Genomic DNA, 19,590 nt, shown 5'->3' with positions numbered 1-19,590 from the left:
GGAGGCGGCGCGCGCTCATACGGCGTTCTCCGGGGATGCGGGTCCGGGCTGGGCGGGGATACGGGCGGCGGGCGGCGGTTCGTCCGCGTCGCGGCTGTCGCGGGCGGCCACGACCTGGCGCACGGCGTCCACCACACCGCGGTAGCCGGAGCAGCGGCACAGGTTGCCGGAGAGTGCCTGCCGGGTCTCCAGGTCGGTGGGACGGTGGTTGCCCTCCAGCAGGTCGTGCACCGTCATGGCCATGCCGGGGATGCAGAAGCCGCACTGGACGGCCCCGCAGTCGGCGAGCGCCTGCTGGATGTCGCACGGGCGGCCGTCCACGGACAGGCCCTCCACCGTGCGTACTTCGGACCCCGCGGCGGTCGCGGCGGGCACCAGGCAGGAGGCCACGAGCCGCCCGTCGACCTGCACCGAGCACGCACCGCACTCGCCCTGCTCGCAGCCGTCCTTGGCACCCGCCAGCCCCAGCCGCTCGCGCAGCACGTACAGCAGCGACTCGCCGAGCCACGCGTCGGTGACCGGGCGCTCGGCGCCGTTGACCCGCAGCACGTAGGAGGCGACCGGGTGCTCGCTGCGGGTCGGCTCGGGGGCCTCCTCCGCGGGCTCCGGCCCGGCCCCGTCCTCCTCCGGCGACGGCTCCACCGGCGCGGGCCCGCCGTCGTCCTCCGCCGGTACGGCCTCGGCCTCCGGCAGCGGCTGCGGCGCGGCCCCGGCGACGTACTCGCGCCCGCCGGCCCCGCCCTCGGCCTCCCCGTCCCCGGCGCCGTCCTGCGGCGCGTAGGGCGCAGCCTCCTGCGCCCCCGACTCCCCTCGCGGGTAACCGGACGCGTCCTCCGGCACAGTGCCGGACTCCTCCGGCGGGTAGGGCGCGGGATACCCGCGGGCGTCCTCCGGCGCGGCCGCCGGCTCACGGGCCGGGTACCCGGCACCGCCCTCCGGCACAGCACCGGACTCCTCCGGCGGGTAAGGCGCGGCGTAGCCGACCGGGTAGCCGGACTCCGGGGAGCCCCCGGCGGCGGGCCGGGCCTCCGGCACCTCGTCGACCGCCGAGGCCCATCCGGTCTCGGCGGGCGGCTGCCACGGCGCCGCCCCCGGCGCGGTGAAGGCGGACCACGGGGACTCCTGCGCGGCGGGCTCGGCCGGCTCCTGCGGCGGCTCGGCCCAGCCTGCGCCCTCCCCGGCGGCCTCCGCCTCGGCGCGGGCCTGCGCCTGCGCGGCCTGCGCGGCGGCGGCGCCCTGCCCGAACATCCCGGCGGGGAAGGACTGGGTGGTGGGCGCGGCGGGCGAAGGCGCCTGGTCCCAGGGCGAGGTGAAGGCGCCCACGGAGTACTCGCCGGAGTCGCCCTCGGCCTCGTCCCGGATCACCGGGATCGCCCAGGTGGTGGCGGCGTCCGGCTCCCCGGCGGGGCCGTGCGCGCTCAGCGGGTCCTCGCCGGGGCGCGGCTCGGGCGGCAGCTGCGCGGCGAAGGAGACGTGCATGGTCTGGTCGGGGTCGTAGTCCCCGCCGCCCGGAACGGGCTGCCAGGCACCGGAGTTGCCGGCGCCGCCCGGCGTCTGCGGCTGGTCGGTCATGCCAGGGCCCTCCCGAGCGCTCGGCGGGACAGTGCGGCGACGGTACGGCGCAGCTGGACGGCCGCCGGAGGCAGGTCCACACCGGGCTGGTCGGGGATGCACGCGGCGGCCACGTACTCCCCGAAGGCGGTGCACGCCTCGGGGGCGAGGCTGCGCTCGCCGTCCCAGTCGATGAGCCCGGCAACCCACTGCTCGGCCTCCAGCGGCCGCAGCGGCACCTGCGCGACCGCGCCGACCGCGCAGCGCACCTGGCGCCTGGCCGGGTCGACGACGAGCGCCACCGACGCGACGGCCCGGCCGGGGCCGGTGCGGCCGGTGGCCTTCAGGAAGGTCTGCGGCGCGTGCAGCAGCGGGATGCGCACGAAGGCGACCAGCTCGCCGGGACGCAGCGGGTCCATACCCGTCAGCAGGTGGCTGACGGGGATCTCCCGGTCGGACTCCGGACCGGCCAGGACGACGCTCGCCTCCAGCGCGGCCAGCACCGGCAGCGCGTCACCGGTCGGCGCGGCCGAGACGATGTTGCCGCCCAGCGTGCCGGCGTTGCGGATCTGCGGCGGCCCCGCGGAGCGCGCGGCGGCGGCGAGCGCGGGGATGAGCGCCGCGAAGTCCGGGCGGCCCATGCGCGCGTGGGTCAGCCCCGCGCCGAGCAGCGCGGCGCCGTCGGCGTACTGCCAGCCGCGGATCTCGGCGATCCGGCCCAGGCCCACGAGCGCCGCCGGGCGCAGCAGCCCGGAATTCACCGCCGCCATCAGGTCGGTGCCGCCCGCGACCGGCACGGCGGTGGGCATGGCGGCGAGCGCCGCCACCGCCTCGTCGAGCGAGGACGGCAGCGTGACGATCTCCGCCGCCTGCTGTGCATACGCGCTCACGCAGCTGCCCCTTCCCGGCCTTCCTCGGTCACGCGGTAGCCGTACCGTACGTGCTGACAGCCCGGACGTGGCAACTCTGGCACATCTTCCCCAGGGGCCGTCGCGCAGGTCCACGACGTACCGATCCGTCCGCCACGCCGGTGATCGTACGTCTCCCGGGGAAATCGGCACAGTGCCATGTTTGGCGTCCTTCGCGGTGTTGCGCCGGTTTATGCGTCCACCGTGCCAGGTTGCCCCGGACGGAGCACGGAAGTTCGCGGATTTCCCGCCGCCGGGCGGCCCGGTCACACGATCGGGGGCGGGCCGTCCTTCGGGCGCCCGACGACCCCGGGACGCCGCTGCCAGGGCCGCGGACCGGACGGCGGCCGGTACTCCACGCCGAGGGCGTCCAGCCGCGCGTAGTGCGTACGCATCCGCGCCTCGAAACCGGCCCAGTCCCGCTCCTCCGGCGCGGGCAGCCGCGACCAGGCGACCTCGGCGAACGCCGACAGCCGCGGGTAGACGGCGTAGTCCACCGCGCGCGGCGAGTCCAGCACCTCCGTCCACACGTTCGCCTGCGTGCCGATGACCCGCGCGGCCTCCTCCTCCGTCAGCTCCGCGGGCACGGGCTCGAAGCGGTAGACGTCCTCCAGCGTCCGCACGTGCGCGATCGGCGCCGGCTCGTCCGGGCCGCCGGCCTGCCGCCAGTCCAGGTAGACCTGCGTCTGCGGGCACATCACCACGTCGTGCCCGGCCCGCGCCGCCGCGATGCCGCCCGCGTAGCCCTGCCACGACGACACCGCCGCGCCCTCCGCCAGGCCGCCCTCCAGGATCTCGTCCCACCCGATGAGCCGCCGCCCGCGCTCCGCCAGCCACCGGTCGAAGTGCCGGACGAACGCGCTCTGCAGCCCGTCCTCGTCCCCGGCCCCCAGCTCCGCGATCCGCGCCTGCGCCGTCGCCGACTCCCGCCACTGCTCCTTCGGGCACTCGTCACCGCCGACGTGCACGAACGTGCTCGGGAAGACGTCCAGCACCTCGCCGAACACGCCCTCGTAGAAACGCAGCACGGCCTCCGTCGGCGCCAGCACGTTGGGGTTCACCCCCCAGCGGTCCAGCACGCCCAGCGCCGCGGTGTCCACCACGTCGGTGTTCCCCAGCTCCGGATACGCGGCGATGGCGGCCTGCGAATGCCCCGGCACGTCGATCTCCGGCACCACCGTGATGTACCGCTCCGCCGCGTACGCCACGATCTCCCGCAGGTCGTCCTGCGTGTAGAACCCGCCGTGCGGCCGCTCGTCCCACACCTGCGACGGCGCCAGCCCCACCAGCGTCCGCTCCCGCCACGCCCCGACCTCCGTCAGCCGCGGAAAGCGCTTCACCTCCATCCGCCAGCCCTGGTCGTCGGTCAGGTGCAGATGCAGGACGTTCAGCTTGTGCGCCGCCATCAGGTCCAGGTGCCGCAGCACCCCGTCCTTCGGCATGAAGTGCCGGGCCACGTCCAGCAGGAACCCGCGCCACCCGAAACGCGGCCGGTCCTCGATCTCGCACACCGGCACGCTCCACCCGCCGCCCCCCGGCAGCGGCGCCCGCCGGAACGCCGCCGGCCCCAGCAGCTGACGCAGCGTCTGCGCCCCCCAGAACACCCCCGCCCCGTCCCCGCCGGCGAGCTCCACGCGCTGCGGGGTGACCGTGAGCCGGTACGCCTCCGGCCCGAGCCCCTCCTCGACCCCGAGGGCCAGCACACCGCCCCCGCCGGCCCCGAACTCCACGCCCGTGGCCGCGCCCAGCACCCCCCGCACCCACCGCGCGGCGCGCTCCGCGCCGGGCCCCACCTCCAGCCGTACGGCGTCCCCCAGCGCGAAGCGCCCTTCCCCTGCGTCTGCCCGCACGGCGTGCGGCACCGGAATCAAGTCCACGCCGCCCATCTTCCCCCCGCCGCCGGGGGGCGCCACGGCCGGTACGTGGCCGGCTTGCCCGCCGCGGTGGTTTCCCGCGCCTGGCGGCGCGGGGTGCTCCCACCCCCACCACCCGTGCAGATTCGACGTCGGCTGACGGTCCACCTGTGGGGCGCATTCGCCGTCGGGGGCGAACCGCAGTCCCCGAACCGCATTCACCCCCACCGGCAGGCAGCCGCCACACCGGCCCGGGAGGGGGACGATCCGGGGGTGCCCCCGCAGGAATGCGCACCTACTCCCCGCCACCTACCGGGGGAGGTCAGACGCGCATTCCGAGGAGGTACCCCCGGAGTGGCACCCGACCCCACCCCCCGAGCCAAGGCGCGATGCCCCGCCGGGCAACCCAGGGGCGCGAGGAACTGCGCGACCAGCCCCCACCAAGCGAACGGCGAACCGCCCACCGCAAGCGGCACCCCCTCAGGGGCGCGAGGAACGGCGCGACCAGCCCCCACCAAGCGAACGGCGAACCGCCCACCCCAAGCGGCACCCCCTCAGGGGCGCGAGGAACGGCGCGAGCAACCCCCCCACCGGGCGAACGGCGAACCGCCCACCGCAAGCAGCAGCCCCTCCGGGACCCGCGGTCAGACCGCCCGGCGCGCCTGGAAGGACGCGGTGCCGGCCACCGCCCACATCGCCGCGAGCCACCCCGCATGGGCGATCGCGAGGTCACGCCAGGTGGCCCGCGTCGCCGCCCCGGCCACCGCCCCCGCGAGGCCCGCCCCGAGCAGGACGGCCGGTACGACGATCTGGAGCCGCCCGAACCAGGAGAAGAGGAACACCCGCCGGGTGAACTCGGGCCCGTACCACCAGTGCACGCCCACGAGGGCGAGCGCGACCCCCGCGGCACCGGCGACGGTGACCGGCACGGCCGCCCACAGCGGCCACAGCTCGCGCCGCCAGGCGCGGTCGGCGACGAGGCCGGTGGTGAGCAGGGGCGCGACGGGGATGACGGCCCCGACGTGCGCGGCGCGCAGCCGCCACAGCCGGTCGTCGGCGGCCAGCTCGGTGCGTACGGTCGCGCGGATGCCGCGCATCCGCGCGACCGCCCCGGTGCCGGTCCGCCGGCTGTGCAGGCGCACGAGCGCGACGAGCAGCAGGGCGGTCACGAGGAGCACCGCGCCCGCGGCGACGAACTGCCAGTCGTCGCCGGTCTCGATGCGGTAGAGCTGGATCGCCCAGAGCACGGCGACGGCGACCCCGCCGGTGAGGATCCCGGCGCGGGGCGCCTGGAGCTGCCCGGGGTCGGCCCCGAGGAGCAGCGAGCGCTCGACGGCGCCCCGGTGCTCGGCGCGCAGCCGGCGCGGGATGCGGCCGAGGAGGCCGCGCCCGGCGCTGAGCGAGCGGGCGAGCGCGACCTGCGCCTCGGCCTCGCGCGGGGCGAGCTCGACGGCCCGGCGGGCGGCGGCGACCGCGTCGGGGACGCGGCCGAGGCGCCGGTAGACGTCGGAGAGCAGCACGGCGGGCTCCCAGCCGTCCGGATCCGCCCCGCCGGCCCGCAGTGCGACGATCAGCGCGTCGTGGACCTCGTCGAGTGAGAGAAGGACCACACCGGCGAGGACGAAGACGTCGGCCGCCTCGGCGGGTCCGGCCAGGGCCAGCGCCCAGTCGACGGCCTCGCGGGCCTCGGCGGCGCGCCGCTCCTGGGCGAGCACCCAGGCGCGCAGCAGGTAGCCCGCGCTGCCGTTGCGCTCCACGAAGGCGTCGCCGACCACGGCGTGCGCCTCCGCGAAGCGCCCCTGGGCGACGAGCGCGTGGACGCGCTCGCCGCTGGTGGAGTCGTCGTCGGGCGCGTCCGGCGTACCGAACACGCCTCCGTCACCCTCGTCTTCCACGGGCCTCCCCTGTCCGCCGGAAGGGCGTCAGGCGTTGCCGCCGCTGCCCTTGCCGGACTTGTCCTTGTCCCCGCCGCCGAGCGGCATGCCCTCGTAGATCTCCTTGCACATGGGGCAGACGGGATACTTCTTCGGGTCGCGTCCGGGGACCCAGACCTTGCCGCACAGGGCGACGACGGGCGTGCCTTCCAGCGCGCTCGCCATGATCTTGTCCTTCTGGACGTAGTGCGCATAGCGCTCGTGGTCGCCGTCACCATGGGAGAGCTGCGGAGTCGGCTCGACCAGGGTGCCGGTGCCCGCCCCGCGCTCGGGCTCAAGAGTGCTCATAAGAGACAAGACTAGTTGAGGGAGGGATCGTCGGGATACGTGGCCACCATGGCCAGCTCGTTCCGCTGCCGGCGCAGCACGGAGCGCCACAGCCGCTCCGGGTCCGGCGAGGACACGTCACCCGGCTCGGACTCGACGACGTACCACGCCCCGTCGACCAGTTCGCGTTCCAGCTGGCCGGGCCCCCAGCCGGAGTAGCCGGCGAAGATGCGCAGGCTGCCGAGCTCGGCGGCGAGAAGTTCGGGCGGGGCCTCCAGGTCGACCAGTCCGATCGCGCCGTGCACGCGCCGCCAGCCGAGCAGCTCGACCCCTTCGCCGGGGCGCGGCTCGCCGGGGACGACGGCCAGGCCCAGGGCGGAGTCCATCGAGACCGGTCCGCCCTGGAAGACGACCTGCGGGAGCACCGCGAGGGCGGCCCAGGGCTGGAGGACGTCGCCGACGCCGACCGGGGTGGGGCGGTTCAGGACCACGCCGAGGGACCCCTCGGCGTCGTGGTCGAGGAGCAGCACGACCGCCCGGTCGAAGTTGGGGTCGGCCAGCTTCGGGGTGGCGACGAGCAGCCGTCCGGTGAGCGAGGACACCTCGGTCATGGTCCACATGATCCCGCATGCGGGCCGCGCTGGGGAGTCGTCCCCCGGACCGGTGAGCGGCGCCCGGGCGCGCCGGCCGGTGGTACGCACGGGCGTACGGGGGCGGCCGGGCCGCATGCGTGACGTGCGGGGGGCGGGGTAGGCGGGGTAGGCCGCCAGGCGGTACGCCACGGCACGGGCAACGGGAGGGGCGCGCGGGGCGCATTACCATTTCCCCTGTTCCTCAGTTCTGTGGCTCCACCCGCCGTCCCACGGCTGCACCCGTTCCGAACCGTTCCGACGATCGCGAGATCCATGACCGACATCGCCGATGTACTGCTTGTCCATGGCGGAACCCCTCTCGAAGGCGAGATCCGGGTCAGAGGCGCGAAGAACCTCGTGCCGAAGGCCATGGTCGCCGCCCTCCTCGGCAGTGAACCCAGCCGGCTGCGCAACGTGCCGGAGATCCGCGACGTCAAGGTGGTGCGCGGGCTGCTCCAGCTGCACGGCGTGACGGTCGAGGCGGGTGACGAGCCGGGCGAGCTGGTGCTGGACCCGACCCGGGTGGAGAGCGCCAACGTCGCGGACATCGATGCCCACGCGGGCTCCTCGCGCATCCCGATCCTCTTCTGCGGGCCGCTGCTGCACCGCCTCGGCCACGCCTTCATCCCGGGCCTGGGCGGCTGCGACATCGGCGGCCGGCCGATCGACTTCCACTTCGACGTGCTGCGGCAGTTCGGCGCGCGCATCGAGAAGCGGGCCGACGGGCAGTACCTGGAGGCCCCGCAGCGGCTGCGCGGCTGCAAGATCCGGCTGCCGTACCCGTCGGTGGGCTCGACCGAGCAGGTGCTGCTGACGGCGGTGCTCGCCGAAGGCGTGACCGAGCTGTCCAACGCGGCGGTCGAACCGGAGATCGAGGACCTGATCTGCGTCCTGCAGAAAATGGGCGCGATCATTTCCATGGACACCGACCGCACCATCCGCATCACCGGCGTGGACACCCTGGGCGGCTACACCCACCGGGCGATCCCGGACCGGCTGGAGGCGGCGTCGTGGGCGAGCGCGGCGCTGGCCACCGAGGGCAACATCTACGTCCGCGGTGCCCAGCAGCGCTCGATGATGACCTTCCTGAACACCTTCCGCCGGGTCGGCGGGGCCTTCGCGATCGACGACGAGGGCATCAGGTTCTGGCACCCGGGCGGCCCGCTGGACGCCATCGCGCTGGAGACCGACGTGCACCCCGGCTTCCAGACCGACTGGCAGCAGCCGCTGGTGGTCGCGCTGACGCAGGCGTCGGGGCTGTCGATCGTGCACGAGACGGTGTACGAGTCGCGGCTCGGCTTCACCGAGGCGCTCAACCAGATGGGCGCGCACATCCAGCTCTACCGCGAGTGCCTGGGCGGCAGCGCGTGCCGCTTCGGGCAGCGCAACTTCCTGCACTCCGCGGTGGTGTCCGGCCCGACGAAGCTGCAGGGCGCCGACCTGGTCATCCCCGACCTGCGCGGCGGCTTCTCGTACCTCATCGCGGCGCTCGCGGCGCAGGGCACCTCGCGGGTGCACGGCATCGGCCTGATCAACCGCGGCTACGAGAACTTCCTGGCCAAGCTGGAGGGCCTGGGCGCGCACATCGAGCTGCCCGGCGTGCCCGCGCCGGCGTCCGGCGAGCACCCGGCGGTCGCGGTCGCCTGATCCGCGCCCGCACCGTGCGCGAGGGCGGCCTCCCCGGACCGGGGAGGCCGCCCTCGCGTTTCAACGGCGTTGCCTGGGCCAATGGGGCCGGGCGCGCAGCTCAGTTGCCCTTGGCGGCTTCCTTGAGCTTCGAGCCGGCGGAGACCTTCACGCTGTAACCGGCCGGAATGCTGATCGGCTCACCGGTCTGCGGGTTACGGGCGGTCCGGGCGGCACGGTGAGTGCGCTCGAAGGTCAGGAAGCCGGGGATGGTGACCTTCTCGTCGCCCTTGGCCACAATCTCCCCGACGGTGTCGGCAAAGGCACCCAGGACGGCGTCGGCGTCCTTGCGGGTCACCCCGGCACGGTCGGCCAGCGCGGCCACCAGCTCACTGCGGTTCATATCTGTGTACTCCCGTGTTCTTTCTGCCATGGGGGCGCGAGCTCGAAGCTGTTGCTGTGTGCCTCACTGCCCAGGTGTGCATCCTGCCCCCATATATGGGCCGAAAGCCAATCGCCTGCCCGCGCGAGTCGCGGAAAAAGCGTTGCGGCACGGCGGGGATGACGGATTGTCGTCCGGTGTTCGACGCTCGGAATACGATTCCGGGCGCTTTCCTTACAGCCCCGCGGCCGGCTCCGCCGGAACGGCCGCCGAGACCGCGGGCCCCTGCGCGCGCGCCGCGGCCCGTACCGCGTTGGCGACGGCGCCCGCGACACGGTCGTTGAAGACGCTGGGGACGATGTAGTTGGCGTTCAGCTCGCCCTCGCCCACCACGTCCGCCAGCGCGCGCGCCGCGGCGAGCATCATCTCGGTGTTGACCGTACGCGACTGGGCGTCCAGCAGGCCGCGGAAGACCCCCGGGAAGACCAGCACGTTGTTGATCTGGTTGGGGAAGTCGCTGCGCCCGGTGGCCACCACGGCGGCCGTACGGCGGGCCTCCGCCGGGTCCACCTCCGGATCCGGGTTGGCCAGCGCGAAGACGATCGCGCCGTCCGCCATCGCGGCAACGTCCGCGCCGTCGAGCACGTTGGGCGCGGACACCCCGATGAAGACGTCCGAGCCCGCCACGGCCTGCTTGAGCGTGCCCGTCACGCCCTCCGGGTTGGTGTTGTCGGCGATCCAGCGCAGCGCCGAGCCCTCGGGGGCGTCCACCAGGTCGTCGCGCCCGGCGTGCACCACGCCGTGGATGTCGGCCACCACCGCGTGCTTCACGCCCGCCGCGATCAGCAGCTTCAGGATCGCCGTCCCGGCCGCGCCCGCACCCGACATGACGACCCGCAGGTCGCCGATCTCCTTGCCGACCACGCGCAGCGCGTTCGTGAGCGCCGCGAGCACCACGATCGCGGTGCCGTGCTGGTCGTCGTGGAAGACCGGGATGTCCAGCGCCTCGCGCAGCCGCGCCTCGATCTCGAAGCAGCGCGGCGCCGAGATGTCCTCCAGGTTGATGCCCGCGAAGCCCGGCGCGATGGCCTTGACGATCTCGACGATCTTGTCGGGGTCCTGGGTGTCCAGGCACAGCGGCCACGCGTCGATCCCCGCGAACCGCTTGAACAGGGCGGCCTTGCCCTCCATCACCGGCAGCGCGGCCTTCGGCCCGATGTTGCCCAGCCCCAGCACCGCGGAGCCGTCCGTGACCACGGCGACGCTGTTGCGCTTGATCGTCAGCCGCCGGGCGTCCTCCGGATTCTCCGCGATCGCCATGCACACCCGCGCCACGCCCGGCGTGTAGACCATCGACAGGTCGTCACGGTTGCGGATCGGGTGCTTGGACTGCATCTCGATCTTGCCGCCGAGGTGCATCAGGAACGTACGGTCCGACACCTTGCCGATCGCGACACCCTCGATGCCGCGCAGCTTCCGGACGATCTCCGAGGCGTGGTCCGTCGAACTCGCCGCGATCGTGACGTCGATCCGCAGCCGCTCGTGCCCCGACGCCGTGACGTCCAGACCCGTGACCGAACCTCCGGAGGACTCCACCGCGGTGGTCAGTGCGCTGACCGCGGTCCCGCCGGCCGGCACCTCCAGACGCACGGTGATCGAGTACGAGACGCTTGGCGCCGTTGCCATGACGACCTTCTTCCGGTTACTGCTGTCGTGCTGAGGGTGATTACCCGTGGAACACTACTTCCACGATGTGAATCTCCGGCAACGCCGGGGTTCACCCCCGCGGCGGGGAAGAGCTTCCCGCATTCGTTTGTTAGCCTGGGTACGGCACCGGCCCGATCCAAGCCCCCGGGCCCAACCTTAGGCGCTTCGAGCGCCCACTTGCCGCGAGGCGAGCATGGCGGGTCGGTGCCACCCATCTTCGCCGGGTCCCCCCGTCGGGCCCCGGCACGGGCCCGTTTCCGCGGCTCTTCCCGGCCGGCCCGGCCTTGGCCGCCCCCTTCCGGGGTGCGGGCCCCTCTGCCCCACGGGCTGCCTCTTCCCGCCGTCGCGGGACCGTTCCCTTCCGCTGTGACTGAGCGCGCGGTTCCCCGCGCCCCTGACGGCTGCCCTCTGCGCACAGAGTGACCGCTGTTCAGGGGCGCTGGGAACCGCGCGGCCGGCCCACCGCCGGCGGACGGTCGCGACACCCGCCGGAAGGGGCAGCCCGGGCGCAGCCCCTGCTCAGGGGAGGAGGAGGTCCGGGACACCCGCCGGGTCCGGGGAGTCGAGGGGCGTCGACAGCACGGAGAGCCGCTGGGTCGCCCGTGTGAGGGCGACGTACAGGACGCGCAGGCCCGCGGGGGACTCCTCCGCGATCTCCGCCGGGCTCACGACGAGCGTCGCGTCGTACTCCAGCCCCTTGGCCTCAAGGCTGCCGAGCGCCACCGCACGGTCGCCCAGCCCCTCCAGCCAGGCGCGGGCCGCCTCACGGCGGTGCATGGCGACGACGACCCCGACCGTACCCTCCACCTCGCCGAGCAGGCGCCCGACCTCGGCCCGCACGTCCGCGCCGAGGTCGTCGCCCGCGACGGTGAAACGCGGCGCGATCCCGGTGGAGCGGACCGCCCGCGGCGGCTGCGTGCCCGGCATGGCGAGCGCGAGCACCGTCGAGGCGACCTCGGCGATCTCCGCCGGGTTCCGGTAGTTGACGGTGAGGGTGAAACGGCGCCGCGGACGCGCCCCGAGCGCCTCGTCCCGCGCCTGCGCGGCCTCGTCGACGTCCGACCACGAACTCTGCGCGGGGTCGCCGACGATCGTCCAGGTGGCGGCGCGGCCACGGCGGCCGACCATCCGCCACTGCATGGGCGTGAGGTCCTGCGCCTCGTCGACGATGACGTGCGCGTACTCCGCGCGCTCCTCCTCCAGCCGCTCCGCGCGCCCGCGCCGCCCGCCGGACATCCGGTCGGCGTAGGTGGTGACCTCCTCCAGGCCGGTCAGCTCGTCGAGCGGGTCGGCCTCGCGCCGCACGGGCCGGGGCAGCGGCCCCAGGATCGCGGCCAGCTCGTCGAGCAGCGCGACGTCGTGCGTGCTGACGCCCTCGCGGCGCAGCGAGCGGGCGACCCGCCGGACGTCGGGCGGCGTGAGGGTGCGGCGCGCCCACCGGCCGAGCCGCTTGTCGTCGGCGAGCGCCGCGAGCACCGTGCGCGGCTCCAGCAGCGGCCACCACGCGTCGAGGAAGTCGGTGAAGTCCGGCTCCGTGGCGATGTCCTCGTCGAAGCCCTGGCGCTCCTCGGCGGCGAGTTCGGCGTCGTCGAAGGTCCGCCCCGTCTTGCGCCACAGCGCGTCCAGCAGGAGGCGGCGGGCGCGCGGCCGCAGCAGGTTGACGGGCGCGGTGCCGCCGAGCGCGGTGCGGCGCACGGCGGCCAGCTCCCCGGCGTTCAGCTCGATACGCCGCCCGAAAGCCACGACCCGCAGCCTCTCGGGGGCCCCCGGCACGGCGTCGAGGCAGCCGCGGGCGGCGTTGCGCAGCACCCTGAGCATCCGCAGCGAGCCCTTGACACGGGCGACGGCCGGCTCGTCGTACAGGCCGGCGGTCACGCCGTCGACGAGCGAGCCGAGCGCGCGGATCGCGACCTGCCCCTCCTCGCCGAGCGACGGCAGCACGCCCTCGGTGTACGCCACCAGCAGCGGCGTGGGGCTCACACACAGGATGCCGCCGGCGTAGCGCCGCCGGTCCTGGTAGAGCAGATAGGCCGCACGATGCAGCGCGACCGCGGTCTTGCCCGTGCCGGGCCCGCCGGTGACCTCGGTGACGGACGCGGCGGGCGCCCGGATGACCATGTCCTGCTCGGCCTGGATGCTCGCGACGATGTCCCGCATGCTGTGCGTCCTGGCCTGGCCGAGCGCGGCCATGAGCGCGCCGTCGCCGACGACCGGCAGGCCCGTCGTCAGGTCCGGGCGCAGCAGGTCGTCCTCGACGCCGAGCACCCGTCGGCCCTTCGAACGGATGACCCGGCGGCGGACGACACGCCCGGGCGCGACGGGCGTCGACCGGTAGAAGGGCGCCGCCGCGGGGGCGCGCCAGTCGATGACGAGCGGGGTGTAGTCGGCGTCCAGCACGCCGATCCGGCCGATATGCAGGGTCTCGGCGATGTCGGCCGTCGCGTCGGGACGGATCGCGTCCTCGGCGGGCTCGACGGAGGTGTACGCGCCGTCCGCGCCCTTCTGGCCGTCCTTGCCGCGCAGCAGGTCGATCCGGCCGAAGAGGAAGTCCTCGAATTCGGTGTTGAGGCGGTTGAGGTGCATCCCGGCGCGATAGACCTGCGCGTCCCGCTCGGCCAGCGCGCCCGGCGTGCCCACGTGGCCGGCCTTGGCGGCGTCGCTCATCAGGAACTCCACCTCGTGGATCTTCTCCTCGAGGCGGCGGTAGACCCGGTCGAGGTGGTCCTGCTCGACGGCGATCTCCCGCTCCCTGACGCCGCCGCCCCCCTGCCGGTCCTGAACTGCGGTCTGCGCGGCCACGCAGGGCCCCCTTCGTCCTTCGTCCGTACGTCATGCCTGCGCCGCGCGCGGTGTCCCGTCCCGCGCGAACGACAGCCTGCAACCGTACGCGACCTGCGCGCTTCTGCCCACCCGGCGGCCCGCCCGGCCCGGCGGATTCGCCCCGGCGGGCCCGCGACGGGGGTGCCGGTGGGCACGGTGGGGGGTGCCGGATGCCGCGGCGGGGGGTGCCGGATGCCACGGCGGGGCGGTCAGCTGCCGGTGGCCACGGCGGGGGTGCCGGTGGGCACGCCAGGGGTGCCAGTGGCCACGGCGGTGGGGTGCCGGTGGGCACGGCAGGGGGTGCCGGTGGCCACGACAGGGGGGTGCCGGATGCCACGGCAGGGCGGTCAGCTGCCGGTCGCCACGGCAGGGGGTGCCGGTGGCCACGGCGGGCGGTGCCGGTGGGCACGGCGGTGGGGTGCCGGATGCCACGGCAGGGCGGTCGGCTGCCGGTCGCCACGGCGGGGGGTGCCGGCGGGCACGGCAGGGCGGTCAGCTGCCGGTCGCCACGGCAGGGGGTGCCGGTGACCACGGCGGACGGTCAGCTGCCGCAGGGGCCGGACCCGGCGGGGCGGCTGTTGCGGGCGCCGCCCGGCCGGCGGGGTCCGCTCAGGCGTTCCGCAGCGCCGGGCCCGTGCGGCGGCGGTGCCGGGCGACGCGCTCGCGGTTGCCGCACACCTCGCTGCTGCACCAGCGGCGGCGCCGTCCGCGGGAGGTGTCGAGGTAGACCAGCGAGCAGTTCTCGCCCTCGCAACGGCGCAGCTGGGAGCGCGCGAGGGGGTCGGTGAACAGGTCCACCGCGTCCCGTGCGACCGCCGCGAGCAGCGACCCGGCGTCGAGGGGGGCGGCGAGGGTGCGGGTCAGGGTGCCGTCCGCTCCCACGGCCGCGCGGGGCACGGGGGTGGCCTGGCGGGCGAGGACGTTCAGCCGCGAGACCGCCTCCGGCGGGGGTGAGACGGCGGCGAGCTGGGCCTCCACGAGGTCCTCCACGAGCGCGCGCAGCTCGCGCAGGCCGCGGGTCCAGGCCGCCCAGTCGGCGTCCGGGGGCAGGGCGGTCCCGGGCGGTACCAGGCCCGTCCCGTACAGCCACTCGACGACGCGGTCGGCGCGGTCCAGGCGTTCGCCGACCGGGCGGGCCGCGCGCGTCGCGACGAGGTCCAGGCAGACGCGCCCCCCGTCGAACCTCAGTTCCCCCACTGTCCCCTCCTCCCACTGCGTCGCCCCCCAGAGTGCCGCGTCCCTTGCCGGGGGGCTAGATCCGTGACGCCGCGGGGTGCCACTTGCGGTGGGCCGCGCGGCCCTGTCCCCGGTGGGGGCTGAGCGCGCAGTTCCCCGCGCCCCTGAGGGGGTGCCACTTGCGGTGGCGGTTCGCCGTTCCGCCGGTGGTGGGTTGCTCGCGCAGTTCCTCGCGCCCCTGAGGGGGTGCCACTTGCGGTGGGAGTTCGCCGTTCTGCCGGTGGGGGCTGGTCGCGCAGTTCCTCGCGCCCCCGGGTTGCCCGGCGGGGCATCGGGCGCACTCTGTGCGGGGGTGGGGTCGGGTGCCACTCCGGGGGTACCTCCTCGGAATGCGCGTCTGACGTCATGACGTAGGCGTTGAGGGAGTGGGTGCGCATTCCTGCGGGGGCACCCCCGGATCGTCCCCCTCCCGGCGTCTCGTGGGCGGCTGCCTGCCGGTGGGGGTGAAGTCCTTCAGGGACTGCGGTTCGCCCCCGACGGCGAATGCGCCCCCACGAGAAGGCCGTCAGCCGACGTCGAATCTGCACGGGTGGTGGGGGTGGGAACACCCCGCGCCGCCAGGCGCGGGCACCCCGGCGGCGGGCCAGCCGCCAACTCACCCCAGGCGGGCACCGCCCGCAGCGGCGCCGCCAGGCGCGGGAACCCCCCGCGGAGGGCAAGCCGCCCACGCACCCCGGGCGGGCACCGCCCGAGCGCGGCGCCGCCAGGCGCGGGAAACCCCGGCGGCGGGTCAGCCGCCAACGCACCGGCAACCGGGCACCGCCCGAAGCGGCACCGCCCGCCGTCGCACCGCCCGAAGCAGCGCGCCGCCAGGCGCAAGCACCCCCCCCCGCGGCGGGGAAGGCGCGGCCCCCCGGGGAGGGGTCCGGCGGGGAAGGCGGGGTGGCTCAGGCGGGAGGGGCGTATTTGTCGGCGTGGGGGTCGAGAGCGAGCCGGTAGCCGCGCTTCACGACGGTCTGGATGAGGCGGGGAGCCCCGAGCGCGGCGCGGAGCCGGGCCATCGCCGTCTCGACGGCGTGCTCGTCCCGCCCGGCCCCCGGTAGCACGCGCAGCAGATCGGCTCGGGAGACGACCCAGCCGGGGCGCCGGGCGAGGGCGCGGAGGAGGGCCATGCCGGCGGGCGGGACGGGGCGGAGGGCGCCGTCGACGAGGGCGGCCTGGCCGCGGACCTGGACCTCGTGGCCGGCGACGGGGAGCGGCCGGACGCGGCCGGGGAGTTCGCGGGAGAGGAGCTGGACGAGGGGCCCGAGGCGGAAGCGTTCGGGCTGGAGGGTGGGGACGTCGTGGGCCTGGAGGGGCAGGGCGGTGACGGGCCCGACGCAGCCGGCAAGAACGTCGGTGCGGAGTGCGTCGAGGAAGGCGTCCAGGCGCCCGCGCTGGGTGGCGCGGCCGAGGAGGGACGCGGCGGCGGGGGCGCTGGTGAAGGTGACGGCGTCGAGGGCGCGGGAGGTGACGGCGTCGAGGAGGCGGTCGACGGGCGCGAGGTCTTCCGGGGGCATCCAGCGGTAGACGGGGACGGCGACGACGCGGGCGCCGGCGGCGCGCAGGGACTCGTTGAAGCCGGGCAGGGGTTCGCCGTGCAGCTGGACGGCCACGCAGCGGCCGTCGACGCCCTCGTCGAGGAGCCGTTCGAGGACTTCGGCCATGGATTCCGAGGCGGGCGACCACGCCTCGGTGAGCCCGGCGGCGCGGACGGCGCCGCGGACCTTGGGGCCGCGGGCGAGGAGTTCGACCTCGCCGAGCCGCCGCAGCAGCGCTTCGCCGAGGCCCCATCCGTCGGCGGCCTCGATCCAGCCGCGGAAGCCGATGGCGGTGGTGGCGACGACGATGTCGGGGGCGTCGTCGAGCAGTTGCCGGGTCGTGTCGAGCAGTTCCCCGTCGTCGGACAGGGGCACGATCCGCAGGACGGGCGCGCGCAGCACGGCGGCGCCGCGCCGTTCGAGCAGTGCGGCGAGCTCGTCGGCGCGGCGGGCCGCGGTCACGCCGACGGTGAAGCCCGCGAGGGGCGGCACCGCCGTGGGGGAAGTCGGCTCCATCGTCTCGTCCACCTTGCCCATTCGGTCTGCTGTTGCGCCCCGGCACCCCGCCCGGGAACGGCATCGTCCCAAGGCGGGGTGTCGGGTTCGGTTCGCCGGGATTTCCCGGGTGTTACGTGGTGGGTGTCGTTCACACCTCGGCGTACGCCGCGGCGGTCGCCGGAGTGGCCTGTTCCCCGGCCGCGGTGGTGCGGGCGGGGCGGCGCAGGTATACGGCCCAGGTGACGGCGAAGCACACCGCGTAGTAGGCCAGGAAGGACACGAAGGCGGGGGTGCCGTCGGCCGCGTCGAGGAAGGACTCGCGGAAGGCCAGGTTGATGCCGACGCCGCCGAGGGCCCCGACCGCCCCGATGAGGCCCATGGAGGCGCCGGACAGCCGGCGGGCGTGCGCGGCGGCGGCCTCACCGGTGAGCCCTGCGGCTTCCGCTTTCTTCTGGAAGATGCCGGGGATCATCTTGTACACCGAGCCGTTGCCGAGGCCGCTGAGCACGAAGAGGGCGATGAAGCCGGGCAGGAAGAGGCCGAGCGACTCGCGCGCGGAGGCGGCGATGACGACGCCGGTGGCGGCGGCCATGGCCAGGAAGTTCCACAGCGTGATGCGTGCGCCGCCGAAGCGGTCGGCGAGCCGCCCGCCGAACGGCCGGATCAGCGAGCCGAGCAGCGGCCCGATGAAGGTGAGGTAGGCGGCGTGCAGCGGGGTGCGGCCGAACTGGTTCTGGAGCACGAGGCCGAAGGCGAAGCTGTAGCCGATGAAGGAGCCGAAGGTGCCGATGTAGAGCAGCGCCATGATCCAGGTGTGCCGGTCCCTGGCGGCGTCCACGGCGGCGCCGGTGTCGTTGCGCACGGGCGCGAGGTTGTCCATGAACAGCGCGGACAGCAGCGCGGCCACCACGATGAGGGGGATGTAGACGGCGAGCACGGTGCGGGGGTGCCCGGCGCCCGCGGTCGCGATGACCAGCAGCCCGACGAGCTGGATGGCGGCGACGCCGATGTTGCCGCCGCCGGCGTTGAGGCCGAGTGCCCAGCCCTTCTCGCGCAGCGGGAAGAAGGCGTTGATGTTGGTCATGGAGGAGGCGAAGTTGCCGCCTCCGACGCCGGTGAGCGCGGCGACCAGCATGAGCGTCCCGTACGACACCCCCGGGTGCATGACGGCGGCCGCCGTGACGGTCGGCACGAGCAGCAGGAGCGCGCTCACGATCGTCCAGTTCCGCCCGCCGAAGACGGCGACGGCGAAGGTGTACGGCACCCGCAGCACCCCGCCGACCAGCGTCGGCAGGGCGACCAGGAAGAACTTCCCGGCCGGGTCGACGTGGTACTCGGGCCCCATGAAGAGCACCATCACCGACCACAGGCTCCAGATCGAGAAGCCGATGTGCTCGGAGAGCACGGAGAAGACCAGGTTGCGCAACGCGGTGCGCCGCCCCCCGCCCTCGTTCCAGAACCGCTCGTCCTCGGGATCCCAGGTCTCGATCCACCGGCCCGTCAACCGACTCATGGCGCCTCCCTGTGTGCTCCGCCGGGTAGTCGCTCCCGACGATAGGAACGCCGCGTTACCCCCTGATGCCCCGACGTGACACGAGCGCAACCGTGCTCTCATTCCCCCGCCACGCCCCCTGTGAGCACCCGGAAACGCCGAACGGCGCCCCCCGGCTCGCGGGAGGCGCCGTCCGGCGCATGGGATGAGTGGAGATGGCGGGAATCGAACCCGCGTCCTGTGGTGCGGAACCAGGGCTTCTCCGAGCGCAGTCCGCTGTGCTTTTCTCGGCCCCGGCGGTCACGCGGACAAGCCGCCGACGGGCCCAGTCACTGTTTGATTTCCTTCCAGGACCCGTGACCGGTCCTAGAAGTTTAGATCCCTAGATGATGCCAGGATCCGGGTCGGGATCACGCCCGGGCTGACACTTCGCAAGTCGCTACTTAGGCAGCGAGGGCGAAGGAATCGCGCTTGGTGTTGGCGATTATTGGTTGCGACATATGGTTAACGAGATCATTGCCGCTTCCTCGGCTCGCTTCCCCTGCTTCGACATCCCCAGTCGAAACCGATCATCCCCATGTGGTGTTTTCAAGGTGCACACCGGACTCACCATGGCCCGGTGGCGCTGTCCCCATCGTACGTGATCAGCGCCGGGCGCGGCCAGCGTATTCCCCCGGAGGGCTCAGCGCCGGCGGCGGCGGGCGGCGGAGACGGCACGGTCGGCCTCGCGGCGGTCCTGCTTCTCGCGCAGGGTCTGCCGCTTGTCGTACTCCTTCTTGCCCTTCGCGACCGCGATCTCCACCTTGGCGCGCCCGTCCTTGAAGTACAGGGCGAGCGGCACGATGGTGTGGCCGGTCTCGTCGTACTTCTGCTGGAGCTTGTCGATCTCCGCGCGGTGCAGCAGCATCTTGCGCTTGCGGCGGGCGCTGTGGTTGGTCCACGTGCCCTGGGTGTATTCCGGGATGTGCACGTTGTGCAGCCACGCCTCGCCGCCGTCGAGCTGCGCGAAGCCGTCGACGAGGGACGCGCGGCCCTGGCGCAGCGACTTCACCTCGGTGCCGGTGAGCACCAGGCCCGCCTCGTACGTGTCGAGGATGTGGTAATCGTGCCGCGCCTTCTTGTTCTGCGCGATCAGCTTGCGACCGGTCTCTTTTGCCATAGCGG

At 74.5% G+C, this 19,590-nt stretch carries 14 protein-coding genes and 1 other RNA gene; 1 reads left to right on the top strand and 14 read right to left on the bottom strand.

The window, feature by feature from the left end; genetic code table 11:
- Positions 1-15: 15 nt before the first annotated feature.
- The 6 genes from ACH4SE_RS09440 to ACH4SE_RS09415 all read right to left on the bottom strand — a co-directional run bounded on the left by ACH4SE_RS09440 (position 16) and on the right by ACH4SE_RS09415 (position 7,124).
- The gene (locus ACH4SE_RS09440) at positions 16-1,572 is read right to left on the bottom strand and encodes a 2Fe-2S iron-sulfur cluster-binding protein (protein ID WP_398542739.1); all 1,557 of its coding nucleotides are present in this window, start codon (positions 1,570-1,572) and stop codon (positions 16-18) included.
- On the bottom strand, positions 1,569-2,441 hold the full coding sequence (locus tag ACH4SE_RS09435) for an FAD binding domain-containing protein (RefSeq protein WP_398542738.1): 873 nt from the start codon (positions 2,439-2,441) through the stop codon (positions 1,569-1,571). The genes ACH4SE_RS09440 and ACH4SE_RS09435 overlap by 4 nt, the downstream gene beginning before the upstream one ends.
- 284 nt (positions 2,442-2,725) lie before the next feature.
- On the bottom strand, positions 2,726-4,345 hold the full coding sequence (locus ACH4SE_RS09430) for a beta-N-acetylhexosaminidase (protein WP_398542737.1): 1,620 nt from the start codon (positions 4,343-4,345) through the stop codon (positions 2,726-2,728).
- A gap of 611 nt (positions 4,346-4,956) precedes the next feature.
- Entirely contained in the window at positions 4,957-6,207 is a 1,251-nt protein-coding gene (locus tag ACH4SE_RS09425) for a hypothetical protein (RefSeq protein WP_398542736.1), read from the bottom strand.
- Between the two features lie 27 nt (positions 6,208-6,234).
- A complete protein-coding gene (locus tag ACH4SE_RS09420) occupies positions 6,235-6,534 on the bottom strand; it encodes a DUF3039 domain-containing protein (protein ID WP_327290932.1) in 300 nt (99 codons plus the stop codon).
- A gap of 11 nt (positions 6,535-6,545) precedes the next feature.
- Positions 6,546-7,124, bottom strand: a complete 579-nt coding sequence (locus ACH4SE_RS09415; protein ID WP_398542735.1) for a YqgE/AlgH family protein — start codon at positions 7,122-7,124, stop codon at positions 6,546-6,548.
- A 294-nt stretch (positions 7,125-7,418) separates the two neighbouring features.
- Between ACH4SE_RS09415 and murA the strand changes: the two genes are divergently transcribed.
- On the top strand, positions 7,419-8,792 hold the full coding sequence (gene murA, locus ACH4SE_RS09410) for a UDP-N-acetylglucosamine 1-carboxyvinyltransferase (RefSeq protein WP_398542734.1): 1,374 nt from the start codon (positions 7,419-7,421) through the stop codon (positions 8,790-8,792).
- A gap of 100 nt (positions 8,793-8,892) precedes the next feature.
- Here the strand turns inward: murA and ACH4SE_RS09405 are convergent, their stop codons facing one another.
- From ACH4SE_RS09405 to smpB, 8 genes are all read right to left on the bottom strand, one after another.
- Positions 8,893-9,174: an HU family DNA-binding protein gene (locus ACH4SE_RS09405; RefSeq protein WP_398181029.1), complete on the bottom strand. Its 282-nt coding sequence runs from the start codon at positions 9,172-9,174 to the stop codon at positions 8,893-8,895.
- Positions 9,175-9,387: 213 nt separating this feature from the next.
- Positions 9,388-10,839 (bottom strand): NAD-dependent malic enzyme, encoded by a 1,452-nt coding sequence (locus tag ACH4SE_RS09400; RefSeq protein WP_398542733.1) that lies wholly within the window; start codon positions 10,837-10,839, stop codon positions 9,388-9,390.
- A 540-nt stretch (positions 10,840-11,379) separates the two neighbouring features.
- Positions 11,380-13,659, bottom strand: a complete 2,280-nt coding sequence (locus tag ACH4SE_RS09395; RefSeq protein WP_398542732.1) for a HelD family protein — start codon at positions 13,657-13,659, stop codon at positions 11,380-11,382.
- Between the two features lie 630 nt (positions 13,660-14,289).
- Complete coding sequence (locus ACH4SE_RS09390; protein WP_398542731.1) at positions 14,290-14,877, bottom strand: CGNR zinc finger domain-containing protein; 588 nt, start codon at positions 14,875-14,877, stop codon at positions 14,290-14,292.
- A gap of 926 nt (positions 14,878-15,803) precedes the next feature.
- Positions 15,804-16,952, bottom strand: coding sequence for a uroporphyrinogen-III synthase (locus ACH4SE_RS09385; RefSeq protein WP_398542730.1), 1,149 nt, complete (start codon positions 16,950-16,952; stop codon positions 15,804-15,806).
- A gap of 130 nt (positions 16,953-17,082) precedes the next feature.
- Positions 17,083-18,447, bottom strand: a complete 1,365-nt coding sequence (locus ACH4SE_RS09380; protein ID WP_398542729.1) for a nitrate/nitrite transporter — start codon at positions 18,445-18,447, stop codon at positions 17,083-17,085.
- A 186-nt stretch (positions 18,448-18,633) separates the two neighbouring features.
- Positions 18,634-19,003: a transfer-messenger RNA gene (gene ssrA / locus ACH4SE_RS09375) on the bottom strand.
- A gap of 105 nt (positions 19,004-19,108) precedes the next feature.
- Positions 19,109-19,585, bottom strand: a complete 477-nt coding sequence (gene smpB, locus ACH4SE_RS09370) for an SsrA-binding protein SmpB (RefSeq protein WP_398542728.1) — start codon at positions 19,583-19,585, stop codon at positions 19,109-19,111.
- Positions 19,586-19,590 lie beyond the last annotated feature (5 nt).

The sequence above is a fragment of the Streptomyces sp. NPDC020983 genome (assembly GCF_044333485.1).
GTDB lineage: Bacteria > Actinomycetota > Actinomycetes > Streptomycetales > Streptomycetaceae > Actinacidiphila.
The sequence above is the reverse complement of the archived record's forward strand: the minus strand, read 5'-3'. Positions and strand labels throughout refer to the sequence as shown.

Bases quoted from the DNA above. Each gene is read 5' to 3' on its own strand.
- ACH4SE_RS09400 (WP_398542733.1), bottom strand. From the start codon at position 10,839: ATGGCAACGGCGCCAAGCGTCTCGTACTCGATCACCGTGCGTCTGGAG.
- ACH4SE_RS09420 (WP_327290932.1), bottom strand. From the start codon at position 6,534: ATGAGCACTCTTGAGCCCGAGCGCGGGGCGGGCACCGGCACCCTGGTC.
- ACH4SE_RS09415 (WP_398542735.1), bottom strand. From the start codon at position 7,124: ATGACCGAGGTGTCCTCGCTCACCGGACGGCTGCTCGTCGCCACCCCG.
- murA (WP_398542734.1), top strand. From the start codon at position 7,419: ATGACCGACATCGCCGATGTACTGCTTGTCCATGGCGGAACCCCTCTC.
- ACH4SE_RS09385 (WP_398542730.1), bottom strand. From the start codon at position 16,952: ATGGAGCCGACTTCCCCCACGGCGGTGCCGCCCCTCGCGGGCTTCACC.
- ACH4SE_RS09430 (WP_398542737.1), bottom strand. From the start codon at position 4,345: ATGGGCGGCGTGGACTTGATTCCGGTGCCGCACGCCGTGCGGGCAGAC.
- smpB (WP_398542728.1), bottom strand. From the start codon at position 19,585: ATGGCAAAAGAGACCGGTCGCAAGCTGATCGCGCAGAACAAGAAGGCG.
- ACH4SE_RS09405 (WP_398181029.1), bottom strand. From the start codon at position 9,174: ATGAACCGCAGTGAGCTGGTGGCCGCGCTGGCCGACCGTGCCGGGGTG.
- ACH4SE_RS09380 (WP_398542729.1), bottom strand. From the start codon at position 18,447: ATGAGTCGGTTGACGGGCCGGTGGATCGAGACCTGGGATCCCGAGGAC.
- ACH4SE_RS09440 (WP_398542739.1), bottom strand. From the start codon at position 1,572: ATGACCGACCAGCCGCAGACGCCGGGCGGCGCCGGCAACTCCGGTGCC.